Below are 16,010 nucleotides of genomic sequence, written 5' to 3'. Positions count from 1 at the left end.
AGCAGTCCCCCAACCAAGCAGCCATCCAAATCAGCCTGCAACACTCTAACAATGAAAAATTTGCTCAATTCTGGCCTGCGTCGAGGTTTAGTCTGGTTAGGAATTCTGGGTGTAGCTTTAGCGCCAGCCTCTGCGGCCACTGCCACCACCAAAACGACTCAAGCAGGCAATGTCAAAGCAGAACTTTCTTACCAAAAAGCCAACACTGACTTTACCCAATTCAACAATCTACGCCTCAAGATTACCCGTGCTGGCAAAACACTGCTCGACCAACCTTTACCAGACAGCGAGGGAAATTGGCCGCTAGTGGCTCTAGGGACAGATTGGGCTAAGCAAAATGCCCAGGACACCTTTCGAGTGCGTAACTTGGATGCCAACCCAGAGCCAGAAGTGTTAGTTGATTTATTTACGGGTGGGGCACACTGTTGCACCTACTCCCTGATCTACCGTTACAATCCCAAGACTCAAACGTACAACTACGAGCGCTATGAGTGGGGCAATGGCAGTTACGAGTTGCAAGATTTAGACAACAATGGTGTTCCAGAGTTTAAAGGGCGCAATGATGCTTTCGCTTACGCCTTTACTAGCTACGCCGCCTCTGGCTACCCGATCCAGATTTGGCAATATCGGCAAGGCAAACTGGTTGATGTCACCCGCCAATATCCCAAGGTGATCTATGACGATGCCTACTACTGGTGGCAAACCTTCCAAGAGCACAAAAATGATGGCGTGGAGTATGGCAAGGGGCCGCTCGCTGCTTACCTAGCAGATAAGTACTTGCTAGGCCAAGGACAAGACGGTTGGCAAAGAGTCCAACAAGCTTACAAAGGCCCCGATCGCCAAAAATACTTTACCGAGCTGCGCCGTTTTCTGCGAGAAACTGGCTATATTTCAGGCAAGACACGTTAAGGAAAATTCATCAAGTCAAACTGTATTCTGCCATACCAACTCAGCTCATCTTGATGCCAAATCCCCTCTCGAATTAGTCATAGAGACACTCCTATCTCCAGGTATAAACGGTGAGAAAAATCGAGGACTAATCTTGTAGCATCACCTATATATTGAAGAGAGTACAAGTATGCCCTCCGACCCTCGCGACAACAGATCCGAAACCGGTCGCCCCGATCCTGAAGATAATCCTGGAACTCAAACTCATGTTCCCACTACAGATGAGGGTGATACACCGCTGGATGAACGGTATCGCATGACCAGTCAGCGATCCGATTCTGATCCTAGTGATGGTGCTGAACCTGAAGATCCAGGCGCTCCAGTGGAAGTAATTGGTGGGCCAAATCAGGGAACTGATGTTCGCTAAAGTAATTTCCCATTCCCAATATTGAGAAATCCCAATATTGAGAAATGTTGGATGCGATGAACAAATATCTCCCTAGCTGTAGCATTTGCCGAGTAGGGAGACTTTTTTGTGTTTAGTAAAATCCTCTTTAAAGTAATCTGGCTTGTAGCCTAGAATACTGTCATCAAACTAGAGCATTAGATCGGGTCAGAAGCTCTAGGAAGTCGAGTCGAGCTGTCGCCGTGCCGCTGCTAGTAAGAGTCTTTGTTCTGCACGGGCGATCGCTCGATAGGTGCGTTCAATCGCCTCTGGATCAACCGAAATAGAGGTAATACCCCAACGCACTAGGTGATCGACCAAATCGGGATATTGGGCTGGGGCTTGACCACAAATAGAGCAAGGGATACCTGCTTGTTGCGCCATCCGAATCAGTTGCGCGATCGCCTGTAGAACTGCCGGATGCATTTCATTAAAAACCGCAGCCATTTCTGATTGATCGCGATCGACTCCCAGGAGGAGTTGCGTGAGGTCATTAGTGCCAATTGAAATTCCTTGGACGCCTGCTTTCACATAATCGGGCAGCAAAAACAGTACCGAAGGCACCTCTGCCATGATCCACAGCTGAAACTCAGCCTGCTGGGTCAAGCCTATCTGCTCTACCCGCTGCTGACAAAAGTAAAACTCTTCTACAGTGCGGACAAACGGCAGCATCAAATGCACATTGCTGCACCCAGACTGCTGCACTTCCGCTAAGGCTGTGAGTTCTAGCTCAAATAGAGCGGAGTCTAGCAAATAACTAAATGTTCCTCGTAATCCCAGCATGGGGTTCGTTTCTGGGGGCATCAACTTGCCACCTTCTAGCGACTGGAACTCATGGGAGCGCAGATCGAGTGAGCGATAAAACACGGGGCGGGGCGCAAAGGCTTTAGCAAATTGGCTAATTCGAGCTGCAATCCGCATTACGAGTTCTTGTTGTCGTCCCTGTTGCAACCACAAAAGGGGATGCTGACGTTCCAAAACGTCTACCAGCATCAGTTCGGCGCGAAGCAGCCCTACACCATCAACAGGTAGAGCTTTTACTGGCTCAATCGAAGATAGTTGACTCAGATTCACCAGCAGTTGCGTGGCGATCGCAGGCCAGAAACGATCGCTTACGGTGGAACTAGAAGCAGGGAGGAAGGCGGGGGCTGAGCGATTCATTGAGCCATCCTCAAGATGTCGAGTAGTCGCTCGATCAAAGGGAAGGGGGGAAGCAGTGGGGTGGCGACTGGAGCTGAAATCAACTAGGCGATAAATCTCACCTTGGCTACCATCTAAGAGCAGGGAGTCTCCGGAGTGAATGACATGGGTGGCAGCGATCGCCCCAACGATAGCAGGCAAGCCTAATTCTCGCGCCAGAATTGCGGCATGGCTCGTCATACCTCCCTGTTCAGCAATCAATCCAGCAGCTTGGTGGAGAAATGGTAACCAATCTGGAGTAATGCTGGAGGCAACTAAAATCCGACCAGGAGGAATTTGGTCAGGCAAGGCTGTCTCGGCAATCACCAACGCTTCTGCGATCGCTTGCCCACTAGCTGCCGCCAATCCTTTTAAGATCAATTGGGGTTCCTGGGTCAATGTGTCTGTCTGCGATCGCGGAGGTATATCCTTTTCGGGGATATCCTTTTCGGGGATAGAGGTAGATAGCAAGTCTGTAGCTGGAGCTAGCTCCAGGACTGGCAAGTGGATTTGGGTGAGATACAGTTTAGGGGAGATATCCGTCGCTTCTTGAACCAACATCCATTTAAAGGTGCAGGTGGCACTAAACTCGGCTTTGAGTCGCTGGGCAAGCTGAATCAGTGATTGCAGCGTTGAGGAAGGCAGGGCATATTGATTTTGTTGGGCTTCAGCTAGTAGATGCACCTGTAAACAACTATCGGGATGTTGAAAAGAAGTCTGACTAGCGTCGGCTAAAAAAGGTAAAAAGCTGGGTGGCTGGGGCAGTGTATGAGCACAAGTCTTGCTACCAAGCGTTTGGGTTTGCACAGTGCCTTGGGCAGCATCTATTTCATAGACATCTGGGGTCGCTTCTCCCCAAGCGATCGCGGTTTCTAAGCCCCAAGCAGACTGAATCAAAAAATTGTGGTCAGTGATTTGCACCGTTCCGGCAGCGATCGCAGGTAAAACCGGATGGATCAGCACTGCTAAACAAATTTGCTCTAAAGGAATTTCTAGCCGTTTCCAGTACAACAAACTCTTGGCGCGAAACAGCTCCGCCCACACTTTTTTCAGCCCTGTCGCTAAGGCTTCTGGTTTGGCTGGACAAATATGTGACTCAAAAATCTCGGCGGCTTCTAGGGCGAGTAGGTTGTCACCAGGTGGTTTCAGGGCCAACGAGGGTTGCAAAATGAGTGTGGTCGCCTGTAGCTGTTCCTGGAGCTGGGATAAAGCCTCTGTCAGATCTTCTAGCCATCGCTCTGGGAGTTCGGTGGTAGTAATCTCTTGGCGAATGTGCTGGGCGATCGCTTGCAGTTGCTGTGGGTTGTCTACATTTAAGTGCAACGAAGAACTAGCGATATCCGCAAAGGGTTCTCGCCATTGGATAGATTCAATAAACTCCTGGAAACTTGGGGCGGGAACAACTAAACTGGGCAACACAGGATAGCCAGTCTGGAGGAGATGACTCAGATAAAAGGCTTGGTTGCCGACCGACAAACGACTCGGATGTTGAATTTGATTCAACCAGTACAGGCTAGGCACAGGTGGTGCTGGGCTGAAAATAATCTCTCGATCTTAGTCTAGTGATTGCCTTTCCCTATCTCTTCATTGGAATGATTACAGACTCAGCCAAGTTGTAGGGTTGCGAGTCTATGTTTCTAGGCTAGCAATCAAGTTAATTAATTCTGCTAAATTCACAGGTTTAGATAGGTGGTGCTGAAATCCAGCAGCGAGGGCTTGTTGACGATCTTCCACTTGAGCATAAGCTGTTAGGGCGATCGCTGGGATAGGGCGACCTTCTCCTTCTCTTTCTGCCACTCGCCACTGTCGCATCAGGATGTAACCATCTTCGTCGGGCATGCCGATGTCGCTGACTAAAACTTGAGGTTGCCACTGGGACTGAGCAGCCAAAGCCTCGCGGCTAGAGCTTACAGCTTGCACATCAGCACCTTGTTGCACGAGCGCAGTGGTGAGAACTTCTCGCGTATCAGCATCATCATCTACCAGCAAGATTCGCAAACCCGACAGACTGGGGCTAGAAGTCAGGGAGCCAACGGTTTCAGCCGATTGCCTTAGAATGAGGTCTGACTCGGCAGTAGCGGGGAGGTTGCGCGGTAAGGTGACCGTAAAAGTAGCTCCTTGGCCCACACCGGGGCTTGCCGCTCTGACTTGGCCTCCATGTAGCTCGACCAGATGCCGCACGATCGCCAGACCTAACCCCAAACCTCCGTAGGAGCGAGTTGTAGTACTGTCGGCTTGACGAAAGTGATCAAACACATGCGGCAGAAAGGTGGGGCTAATGCCTTGGCCCGTGTCTGTGACTTGAATCTCTACAGATTTTTCGGCGTGACGGAGACTAACCGTGATCTGCCCGCCTGTTGGGGTGAATTTAATGGCGTTGGCGAGCAAATTCCAAATCACCTGCTGTAAGCGATCGCTATCTCCCAAAATGAGACTGCTGGGCTGATCGAAGATGAGTTGCAGTTGAATAGATTTGGATTCGAGCGAAGGGCGAGCAGCATCAAAGGCGGCTTCGATGACCGCGACTAAATCCAATTGATGCAGGTGTAACTTCAGTTGGCCCCGCATCACCCGTGACACGTCGAGCAAATCTTCAATTAACTGAGTTTGCAACTTGGCATTGCGCTCAATGGTTTCTAAAGCGCGAGCGGTGGTAGTAGTGTCAAAGGTGCGATTGCGTAAAAGGCGAGACCAACCCAGAATGGCATTCAAGGGCGATCGCAACTCATGAGACACGATCGCCAGGAACTCATCCTTCATCCGATTAGCGGTTTGGGCGGCTTGGTAAAGCTGGGCATTGTCTACAGCTGCCGTCGCTCGACGAGCCAAATCTTCAGCTAAGTCCAAATCGGCTGGTTGATAAGCCCGCTTTGAGTCAACCCGAACCAAGGAAATCACCCCTAGGACTCTGTCGCGCGCTACCAAAGGGACACACATGAGAGAGTGACAATTTAAGCTTTGCAACAGGGCCAGATGTTTCGGATCATGAGCCACAGCAGCCAAAAGTTTGGGCGACAGTTCTGGAATTAAAACCGATTTGCCGCTGCGTAAGGCAGTAACAACGGGATGGGGTTTGGTGAAATCGGGGGGATATTGCTGCAACTGCTCTTGAATCAGTTGAGCTTTGGCTGGGTCTATATGAGCGGTGGCTAGACGGTGTAGGTTTTCTCCCTCCTCCACCATATCGATGGTGCAAAAGTCGGCTAGGGTCGGAACACAGAGCTGGGCCATGCTGGTGAGCGTGGCTTCGTAATCGAGGGAAGATACCAAAACGGTGCTAGCTTCGGCTAAAAACTGCAAAGCACTGACAGCACGTCTACGTTCGGTGGTGTCTACCATCACGCCCCGAAGTTGTCGAGCTTGCCCGGAGGCATCGGTGACCACGTAGACAATATCGCGCAACCACATCACCCGACCATCAGCCGCGATCGCCCGATATTCAAAATCTTGGTTTTGGCTAGTAGCAGTCGCGCTTTGGCAAATCTGGAGGACGCGATCGCGATCGTCTGGGTGGATCAAACTCGGCCAGAAGTCAGGCTCGCTCAGCCAACGCTGAATCGGATAGCCGACGATGGCTTCCGCTTGTTGGCTCACAAAAGTAAATTGCCAGGTTTGGGCCTCAGCTTCCCAGACGATCGCATCCAGCCCATTCACCAAATCCCGAAAGCGCTGTTCCGCTGCCTCTGCCGATGCTCTAGCAATTTGCTCCCGCTCCAGCAGGTTAAGCCGTTCCACCTCAGCCCGTTTGCGATCGGACACATCCGACATCAGCGACACAATACTATGCGGTTGTCCCTGGGAGTCTTTGAGAACAGCAGTCCATAAGTCGATAAAAATCGAGGAACCATCTTTGCGGCGGCGATAGGTTTCAAACCCGGTTAGAAGACTGCCTGCTAAGGTGGTTTGTAGATTGTGTAGAAACTCTTCTTGCTTATCAACTGGAATGCTCGGTAGCAGTTGCCCTAACACTTCTGCTGCCGACCAGCCAAAAATCTTCTCTGCCGCTGGGTTCCAGAGTTGCACTCGCCCCTCGCGATCGAGCATGGTAATACCGAGGGGAGATGCTTGAATTAGAGCTTGCAGCGTTTGATTCGTTTCTTCTAGGACGATCGCGGCTTGTTTGTAGGGCGTAATGTCTTCTAAGAGGCCATCGATAAAGGTTCTGCCACCAGTTTGGCTTAAGGTAGCGCTGAGCAAGGCCCAGATGCGGCTACCATCTTTGCTGCACAACTGCACTTGGCGCTCGTAGTAAGGGTTGCTAGCTTGGAGCCATTCCTGAAATTCTAAATAATCGGCGTTATGACAAAACAGTTCTTGCCAATTAATCGTGATGTCGGCGATGGAATGCTGTAACTTGAGAATTTTTTGAAAAGCAGCGTTACTTTCGAGCAAATGCCCATCTAAGTTGGCTCGAAACACGCCGACATTGAGCCGCACTAACAAAGATTGTAATTGTTGTTGGAGTTGCGCTGATTTGCGACGCTCGATCGCATGTTCTAGGGCCGAATGCACCGCGATCGCCAACCGAAAGGTGTGTTTCTGAGACTTGAGGATATAGTCTTCTACACCCGCTTTCATCGCCGCGACTGCGACTTCTTCGTTGCCGCTGTTGGTGAACATAATCACCGGACAGTCGGGATAACGAGCTTTGATGGCTTGGGCGATCGCCACACCATTGTCCCAGCCCAATTGATAATCGGTGATCACTAGGTCAAAATCACCTGCATTTAAAGCTTGCGCCAATTCTACAGGGGTGGAAATTTCTTGAAGCTCGAAGTCACTAAACTCACGGTTCAGTTCTCGCTTCACGAGGAGGCGATCGTCAGGGTTGTCATCAACAATCAGAATCCTGGTCATGGAATTGTTAGCTGAAAATCCACCGTAAGCTCTGCCGGAAAATATTCTAAAAAAACTCTAAATGGATTAGAAGAACCAAGCCTAACCGCCGCGATCGCTTTAGAGCATCTGTAGTGCTTCCTAAAGTTCAGGCTGGATTAAAGCCTGGGTTAAAGCGTTGGAGCTTGATTGAGGCTCATCCAATAGAGATCTAGCGTTTTCACAATCTCGGTCAAAGCGTTAAACGCGACTGGCTTCACCAAATAAGAATTGGCTCCCAAATCATAGGCCCGATTGATGTCGCCCATTTCTTGGGAGGAAGTCAGCACTACAACAGGTAAGCGCCTGAGACTCGGCTGTTGTCGTAACCAGGCTAGCACTTCATGTCCAGAACGACAGGGCAGCTTCAAGTCAAGCAGGATTAGAATCGGCAGAGGATGTTGATCGCGATCGCTATAATCTCCTGCTCCCGCTAAATACAACACAGCAGCCTCACCATTATCTACCACCTGCATGGGAACTTGCAGATTGGCTTTAGTAAAGGCCCGTTGGATCAACAAAACATCATTTGGATCGTCTTCGACCAACAAAACAGCCCCTGGCATGCTTGGCATCATAGTCGTTCTCTTGTGTTTATCTTTGGTAACTCTAGCCAAAACCGACTGCCTACACTAGGGTTAGACTCAACGCCTACTTGCCCTCCCATCCGTTCTACCCCTTTGCGAACAATAGCTAAACCAATACCAGTCCCAGGGTAAGTCTCCACACCATGCAGACGCTCAAACACCCGAAAAATACGTTCTTGATGCTCTGGAGCAATGCCGATGCCGTTATCTTGAACCCATAACCTGACCTGATGAGGTGGCGCTTCTGGTCGTGCTTCTGGTCGTGCTTCGGCCCAAATCTTAATTTGGGGTTGCACCCCGGAAGCAACAAACTTGATCGCGTTCATCAGCAGGTTAGTCAGCACTTGTACTAAAGTCACACGATGGGCGATCACAGGCAGGAGCGGGTTGACTACTATAATTTGGGCTTGGCGCTGGCGAATTTCGAGTTCTAGCTGAGCGATCACCTCACTAACCAGGGAGTCAAGATCGATTGGTTTTAGTTCCAACTCGGCTCGACTTAAGCGACTATAAGCCAGCAAATCTTCAATCAAAACATCCATGCGCTGGGCTGCTTTACTGATGCGCCGAGCGTAGTCCTGGCCGACACCATCTAACACGTCGTTGTAATCTTCCATCAAAGCTTGTGTAAAGCCCTGCATGGCCCTCAGGGGTGCCCGTAAATCGTGGGATACCGAGTAACCAAAAGCTTCTAGTTCGGTGTTGGCGGATTGGAGTTGGGCGGTGCGTTCTAAAACTCGGCACTCTAGCTCGGTGGCGTTTTGCTGAAGTCGTTCGCGCAGTTGGGCTTGCTCTAGGGCGATCGCTAATTGATTCGCCACTTCTTGAGTGATTTCTCGGTGCTCTGGGGTCAGGGTGACTAAGCGAGAACCAAACAGTTTCAGCTCTCCAATCACGGTATTCTCACTTCTGAGCGGCAATGTCACGCAATTTTCACCCAGGTCAACTCCATTGCTCAAGCTGACTGGCCTAGCATTGTCCTTAATGACCGTCGTGGTGGGGAGCGACTGGCTCCCGTTGGTAGAGACATCGCCACTGGTCAGCACTAAGTTAGGCAAAACGGGATCGGAGAAACCAGATGACAAAGGCAAGCGAGCGCCAACCGCTAGTGAAGCTTGACCATTGCTGCTGTTGCCTAAAACCTGCGCTTCCCCCGCGTCAAAGTGGTAGCACAATACCAAAGCTTGGCGGCAGGGCACCAAGTAGCACAGGCGAGCCACCGCCGATTGGGCAATTTCTATTGATGAGTGCGCTTCTAAGATGGCTCGGTCAATATCATGCAAGATTGCGAGTCGCTGAGCAGAACGTTGCAGGGCGGCTTCAGCGCGTTTGCGCCGAGTCAGGTCACGGGTAATCAGGGCATAGACTCCCAGCAGCAGCAGCAAGGTCAAAATGGCAATCAGGGAGAGGGCAAGCGTGGTCTGCTGAATGCTAGTGCTCGATTGCTGCGATCGCAACTCTAACAACACCTCCTCTTCTTGCTGCATCTGGGCCACAATGCCCCGAATCTGATCCATCACTCGTTTGCCTCGATCAGACAGAACGACTTGTTTCGCTGCTGCCAACCCGCGAGTTTGCCGCAATTGAATGGTTTGATCTAGTTCTCTCAGTTTTTCGTTAATCAACGGTTGCAGAATCGCTAGCCGCTGTTGCTGACTCGCGTTGTCGCTGGTCAAGGTTTGCAACTGCTCAACTCGTTGATAAATTTGGGCGATCGCGCTGTTATAGGGTTGCAGGTAGCTAGATGATCCGGTGAGGAGATAGCCTCGCTGTCCAGTTTCGGCATCTTTCAAGGTCGAAAGCATTCTCTCTAAAGTGATGATCACTTCCTGAGAATGAGTCACTAAGGCATTGTTATGAACTAGTCGAATGATGTGGTAGTACGAGACCGCCACATTAATCCCCAAAACGGCAAGACCGAGGGCAAAGTAGAGAGTGATGCGACGATGCAGAATCTTGGACATAGGCTATAGCGGCGGTCTGATCCTATGGCTCGATCTGACTAAGCTGGCGATCGCACGGGTGAGCGTGGTTGGTTCTACGGGCTTAGACAAATGCATCTGAAATCCAGCCGCCAAGGAGCGTTGTTGGTCTTCTTCGCGGGCATAGGCAGTGAGCGCGATCGCCGGAATATTACCCATATGGGGGTTAGCCCGCACTTGCTGAATAAATTCATAGCCGTCTCGCTCTGGCATGGCAATATCACTCACCAGAACATCAGGCTGGCAATGTTGCAATGCGTTCAGTGCCTCATCCACAGCAGCCACAGCTGTCACTTTGGCTCCTTGAGCTTCCAAGACGACAGTGAATAACTCTCTGATATCTACTTCATCATCCAGCAATAAAACCTGCATCCCCTCTAAGGCTGGCTCCGAGCCTGTAGCGATCGCATCCAACTGCTGAGCGCTCTCTGGCTGAGTGGTGTCGGGCCGCTTCATCAGAGGGAGCCGAACCATGAAGGTAGCGCCTTGACCTTCACCCGGACTCGTGACGTGAACGGTGCCACCATGTAGCTCGACCAAGTGACGCATGATTGCGAGGCCCAACCCTAACCCTCCTTGCGATCGCGTGGTGGTGCTGTCCGCTTGCCGAAAGCGATCAAATACATGGGGGAGAAACTCCGGAACAATCCCGACGCCTGTATCACTGACTCGAATTTCGGCATAAGATCCAGCGGGTGCAGCTAGCATCTCCTCCGCCAAGCCTGACTGGGGGAGGTTCCCTGGCATTGGCTGCTGCTCCACCTGCAACATCTGTACCTCCACGCGCCCCCCTGCTGGCGTGAACTTGACCGCATTGGAGAGCAAATTCCATACCACTTGCTGCATCCGATCTGGATCAACCAAGACGCGCTCCAAGGCAGGGGTACAGCAATAGGAGAGATGGAGCGATTTGGCCTCAGCAGCAGGGCGAACTGCATCGATCGCGGCTTGAATCACCGTCTCCAACTTAGTTGGGCAGAGATTGAGGCGTAATTTGCCGCAAATAATGCGCGAAACATCCAAAATATCCTCGATCAGTTGGGCCTGTAGCTTGGCATTGCGCTCAATCGTTTCTAGGGCGCGGGTGGTAGTAGCCGCATCCATTTGACGGTTGGTTAATAACCGAGACCAACCCAAAATGGAATTGAGAGGGGTGCGTAACTCGTGAGAAAGGGTGGCGAGAAACTCATCCTTCATCCGATTGGCTGCTTCTGCGGTGCGGCGGGCGGCTTCACTGGCGGCTCTCGCTTGCTGGGCTTTCTGATACAGGCGAACATTATCAATCGCGATCGCGGCTCGATGGGCGGCTTCGGCCACAAGGCCAAAATCTTCTAGGCCATACCGTCGCTCTGATACCGTCGTAGCCAGCAAGATCGCGCCCAAAATGCGATCGCGAGCTAAAAGCGGCTGAATCAAATAAGACTGAGTCGCCAGCGTTTCTATAGCTGTGATATGAGCACTACTAGCGGGTAATTGCCGAAAAAAGGTGTCAGCTACGTCGGTTTGATAAGTCGCTTGTCCGGTTCGGATCACCTCAGCCACCGGAATCTCAGATTGCAGATACAGCGGGTAAGCTTGATTCATAGCCAGTAACTGCTCGGCCTGCCCCGGATCAATATGCGCCGCTGCCACTCGCTGAATCAGGTCTGTCCCTTCTTCATGGCTATAGATGATGCAGTAGTCTGCCAACTCCGGGACGATCAGCTCGGCTACTTGCTGCAAAGTGGTTTCGTATTCAAAAGATGCTGCCAATTGAGCACTCATCTTCGCCAAAAAAGCATCTCGTCGTTGAGCGGCTTCTGCTTCTGCTCGTGCGGCCTGCTCTTGGATCAACTGCCAGCGTTCTGCTTCCGCTTGCTTGAGAGCTGTCACATCCCGACTCACAATTAAGGCATATTGCACATTACCCTCAGCGTCTAACTCTGGCACCACCCGTGATTGATAGCTGCGGCATCCTTGACAGCTCGGAGCTTCAAATTCCACCGTTTGCTCCTGCCCAGTGATAAACATGCGCTGCATTGTGGCATCCCAAGTTTGACAGAGTGACTCTGGCAATCCCTGTTGGTGACTGGTGCGACCCAAGAAGAAAGTGGCAGGCAATCCGGTGATCCGCTCCACCGCAGGATTGACATAGACATACCGAAACGCGCGATCGCAGCGAATAATCACGTCTGGGGTGTTGTCTAGCAGCGCTTTAGATTCTTGCTCCCGCCGATACAGAGCTTCCTGTGCTTGCTGGCGTTCGGCAATTTCTTGTTGCAAAATCACATTGGCTTGAGTCAGAGCGAGGGTCCGTTCTTCTACTAAGCGTTCCAATTGGTCGTGCGACTGCCGCAACACTTCCTCGGCTTGTTTGCGTTCCGTCACGTCCAAGACCGTACCCAACATGCGAATCGGTTGACTAATTTCGTCTTGCAGAAACCGCCCCTGACCGACAATCCAATGCACGGTACCATCAGGCCAGATAATACGGAACTCCTGACTATAGTCAGTTCTAGAGGCTTGCACCAACTCCAGAGATTGGGCGACTCGTTCGCGATCTTCTGGATGCACACAAGCCAAAAAAGCGCTCACTGTCCCCGGAAAGGCATCGGCAGACAGACCAAACAGCCGCTCATGTTGTCTCGACCAACTCACTTTACCTGTCCAGATATCCCACTCCCAGGTACCTATTTGGGCCGCTTCGATCGCGAGACTCAGTTTTTCGCGGTTTTCCCATAACCTCAACCCTCTGACATGAGCTTGCCGCCGAGCGACCCAAAGTGTGTGATGGAGAGAATTAGTGCCTACAACCGTAGCAATCCAAGCGCCCAAGCGGAGTAGATCGATCTCGTCCACAACCAGCTCGAAGCGGGGTGGGGCAATAAAAAACTCAAAGGCCAAAGCTGACAAAAATGCAGCCCAAAAGCCAGTGCCTGCACCGCTGTACCAGGTGTTGAGCACAACAGCTACAAAAAACATTAATGCAGGCGTGTAAGTGAGTAACGGTTGTAGCAAACAGGTAAGCACCAAGGCGATCGCAACTGTAAATGTAGCGATGCCATAACGTTGTGAAACCGTGTACCTCGCCGTCATTCAACCAACCCTTGAGTATCAACAGATCAACGAACCCAGAGCCAAAGCTCAGCTCTGAAGTTGCAGCCTCTCTATCTACTCTGATCCAGCAAAATTCAACAACGACTCTAAGAAACCTTTCGCTGCTAATTCTTCTCTGCCCAAGGATAGACTTCAAGCAGAATTGTGTAGCCTAAATTGAAAGGTTTTTAAGCTTTTTGACTCAGACGAACGCACATAAAGCCACAGCGGACTGAATAGATGCGCAACTGGACTGATTCGCTGAAAAATTGGTTTGACCTATTACTGGAGTCGCCTTGCCCGTTATGCCAACGCTCGACGGCTAACACCTTCTGCCTCGACTGCGATCGCCAATTGCAACGCGGCTGTCTGCCTGATCCAGCAGCCCATTGGCAAAATGAACATCAAGATCAACGGCTAGATCAACTGCCCTTGTTTGCTTGGGGTAAGTATGGTGGGACGCTGAAACGAGCGCTGGCTTGCCTGAAGTACGACCATCAACCAAAGGTGGCGCGCCCTCTAGGGCAATGGCTGGGGCAAGCTTGGCTGCATCAGGGGCCCAAGGCTTTCACACACCCAGCTTCAGCAACTTCTTGGCCTGTGGTCGTGCCGATTCCCCTCCATGCCGAAAAGCTGAAACAGCGTGGTTACAACCAAGCAGAACTCTTAGCTCAGAGCTTTTGTGACCAGACAGGCTTGCCCTTACAGCGGCAGGGCTTGGTACGATTGCGAGCCACAGAAGCTCAATTTGGGTTATCCCAGGTAGCCAGAGCCGAAAACTTAGCAGCCGCCTTTGCCCTCAACCCGTCAGCTTGGCGAAGTCAGCCCCAGCGATCGGTGTTGTTACTTGATGACATCTATACCACTGGAGCAACCGTGCAGTCAGCCGCCCAAGTACTGCGAGCGCATGGGATAACGGTTTGTGGAGTCGTCGCGATCGCTCAAGCCCAGTACTAGAGTCTGGTTTAGCTGATTATTTCGAGTCAGCGCTATGAGGGGTAAACAGGGGGCTGCATCCGCTTAGGTTGGGCAGGGCCAAAGATCGGGCTGGGGTCTAATCCCGCAATCTGCTGAAACTGTTCCGGTGTCAGGGTACTTACAATCGGGTGCTGCTCCCAGGTCTTGAGCTTTTGGTGCGCTTGCAGCAAAAACCGAAATCCTCTCACCAAAGGCACTGTTACCCAGTGATCTACCAATGTCTCCACTAAAGCCAGTTCAATTAGAGGAGTTGGGTAAACGCGTAGCAGATCTGCCAAGTAATCATCAAAATCATCGATTGGGTCGGTTGGCTCGACATCCAAGTGATAACTATTGACGATATGTTTAACTCGCTGTTGGCTGAGTTGTTCGGAAATATTCATCTAGACCTCAGCTAGACTTTAGCGCTGAAACTCTCTTTGGTCACTCTTAAAACCACATTCTCAAATTAATGCTTGGTTAAGGAGTAATTGCTAATTTCAAAAATTTTACCAAGCCCTGTTTGATTTATAGAAATCATTCTAATTGTTTTCAGATTAATTGAATGCAGTGACCCTGGCTCTTTAAAGATAGGAGCAAGCGATGATGCTCAGAGTAGGTAAGTGCCTGACCTAGATTGTACTCAGCTAAACAGTCCAAGTCGATGCTGCTTGATTGCCCCCTCATGGGATGATAGAGAAAATGTAAACTTCTCTGTGTCTACCCCTGAGCCTGCCCTAAAAAAACCAACTCGGCTCTTAAGTAAGCGTTAGATTCCCCTGTTGTTCAGCCATGAAAAAATTTGCTGCTTATACATCTTCTTTATTAGTCACGGGTAGTTTATTTCTGGGAGCTTGTAGCCCCAATTCCACGAATACAGCAGCCAACAATACCACCAACGTAACCACCTCAGGCTCAGGGGCTCCGATTCCCATTGGCATTGCTGTAGCCCAAACTGGCCCTGTTTCTTTGTTAGGGCAAGAGCAAGTCACAGGAGCCAAGATTGCTGAGAAGTATTTCAATGATCAAGGTGGCATCAACGGCACCCCAATCAAACTCGTGTTTCAAGACACAACCGGAGATGAAGCAGGGGCAATTAATGCCTTCCAAACCTTGATCACCCGAGACAAAGTAGTAGGCATTGTCGGACCCACGCTGTCGCAGCAAGCCTTTGGAGCCGATCCGGTGGCAGAGCGGGCCAAAGTTCCGGTTCTTGGCCCTTCTAATACTGCGAAAGGCGTGCCGCAAATTGGGGATTACATCGCTAGAGTCTCGGCCCCGATCTCGGTGGTGGCTCCGAATGCAGTCAAAGCGGTCTTAAAGTTGAACCCTCAAATCAAGAAGGTGGCGGTTTTCTACGCTCAAAACGATGCCTTCAGTAAATCGGAGACGGAGACGTTTCAACAGACCGTAAAAGACCAAAACCTGGATCTCGTAACGGTGCAAAAGTTCCAAACTACAGATACCGACTTTCAGACCCAGGTGACCAATGCTCTGAATCTCAAACCAGATTTGGTGATTATTTCTGGTTTGGCTGCGGATGGCGGTAACTTAGTACGGCAGTTGCGCGAGCTGGGTTACAAAGGCGTGATCGTTGGGGGGAATGGTCTCAACACCTCCAACCTTTTTTCCGTTTGCAAGGCTCTCTGTGATGGCATTGTGATTGCTCAAGCTTATAGCCCAGAGCATTCGGGTGAGGTGAATGCGGCGTTCCGCAAGGCTTATCAAGATCAGTACAAGAAGGAGCCGCCTCAGTTTAGTGCTCAAGCGTTTGCAGGGGTGCAGGTCTTTGTCGAAGCTCTAGAGAAAATGGGAGACCAGGCAAAAGCCAATCCAGGGGCGATCGCTGAATTGCGGACTGCTTTGAACCAGCAAGTTTTGACAGGTAAATATGAAACTCCGCTCGGTGAGATTGCCTTCACACCGGACGGAGAAGTGGTGCAGAAAGAGTTCTACGTCGCCCAGATCAAAATGGACGAGGATGGCAATAATGGCAAGTTTGTGTTTCTCAAGTAGGCTTAG

General features: G+C 50.9%; 10 protein-coding genes. 4 read left to right on the top strand and 6 right to left on the bottom strand.

The annotated features are described in order from the left end of the window. Positions 1 to 51: 51 nt before the first annotated feature. Complete coding sequence (locus KME12_13360; protein ID MBW4488768.1) at positions 52 to 909, top strand: hypothetical protein; 858 nt, start codon at positions 52 to 54, stop codon at positions 907 to 909. Between the two features lie 169 nt (positions 910 to 1,078). Beyond that, positions 1,079 to 1,315, top strand: coding sequence for a hypothetical protein (locus tag KME12_13355; protein MBW4488767.1), 237 nt, complete (start codon positions 1,079 to 1,081; stop codon positions 1,313 to 1,315). A gap of 195 nt (positions 1,316 to 1,510) precedes the next feature. Here KME12_13355 and KME12_13350 read toward each other — a convergent pair whose 3' ends face one another. From KME12_13350 to KME12_13330, 5 genes are all read right to left on the bottom strand, one after another. After that, positions 1,511 to 4,033: a hypothetical protein gene (locus KME12_13350; GenBank protein ID MBW4488766.1), complete on the bottom strand. Its 2,523-nt coding sequence runs from the start codon at positions 4,031 to 4,033 to the stop codon at positions 1,511 to 1,513. 108 nt (positions 4,034 to 4,141) lie between these two features. Next, on the bottom strand, positions 4,142 to 7,369 hold the full coding sequence (locus KME12_13345) for a response regulator (protein ID MBW4488765.1): 3,228 nt from the start codon (positions 7,367 to 7,369) through the stop codon (positions 4,142 to 4,144). Positions 7,370 to 7,518: 149 nt separating this feature from the next. Next, positions 7,519 to 7,962, bottom strand: a complete 444-nt coding sequence (locus KME12_13340; GenBank protein MBW4488764.1) for a response regulator — start codon at positions 7,960 to 7,962, stop codon at positions 7,519 to 7,521. Then, positions 7,962 to 9,938 carry a CHASE3 domain-containing protein gene (locus KME12_13335; protein ID MBW4488763.1) on the bottom strand — a complete coding sequence of 659 codons (1,977 nt, stop codon included), beginning with the start codon at positions 9,936 to 9,938 and terminating at the stop codon, positions 7,962 to 7,964. The genes KME12_13340 and KME12_13335 overlap by 1 nt, the downstream gene beginning before the upstream one ends. A gap of 3 nt (positions 9,939 to 9,941) precedes the next feature. Beyond that, positions 9,942 to 13,031 (bottom strand): PAS domain S-box protein, encoded by a 3,090-nt coding sequence (locus KME12_13330; GenBank protein ID MBW4488762.1) that lies wholly within the window; start codon positions 13,029 to 13,031, stop codon positions 9,942 to 9,944. A 240-nt stretch (positions 13,032 to 13,271) separates the two neighbouring features. On the opposite strand from KME12_13330, the gene KME12_13325 reads away from it, so the two are divergent. Further along, positions 13,272 to 13,988, top strand: a complete 717-nt coding sequence (locus tag KME12_13325; protein MBW4488761.1) for a ComF family protein — start codon at positions 13,272 to 13,274, stop codon at positions 13,986 to 13,988. A gap of 32 nt (positions 13,989 to 14,020) precedes the next feature. Here the strand turns inward: KME12_13325 and KME12_13320 are convergent, their stop codons facing one another. Further along, a complete protein-coding gene (locus KME12_13320; GenBank protein MBW4488760.1) occupies positions 14,021 to 14,392 on the bottom strand; it encodes a hypothetical protein in 372 nt (123 codons plus the stop codon). Between the two features lie 388 nt (positions 14,393 to 14,780). On the opposite strand from KME12_13320, the gene KME12_13315 reads away from it, so the two are divergent. After that, the gene (locus KME12_13315; protein ID MBW4488759.1) at positions 14,781 to 16,004 is read left to right on the top strand and encodes an ABC transporter substrate-binding protein; all 1,224 of its coding nucleotides are present in this window, start codon (positions 14,781 to 14,783) and stop codon (positions 16,002 to 16,004) included. Positions 16,005 to 16,010 lie beyond the last annotated feature (6 nt).

It is taken from the genome of Trichocoleus desertorum ATA4-8-CV12 (assembly GCA_019358975.1).
GTDB lineage: Bacteria > Cyanobacteriota > Cyanobacteriia > FACHB-46 > FACHB-46 > Trichocoleus > Trichocoleus desertorum_A.
Note: the sequence above shows the minus strand (reverse complement) of the source record. Positions and strands in the feature narration are given on the sequence as shown.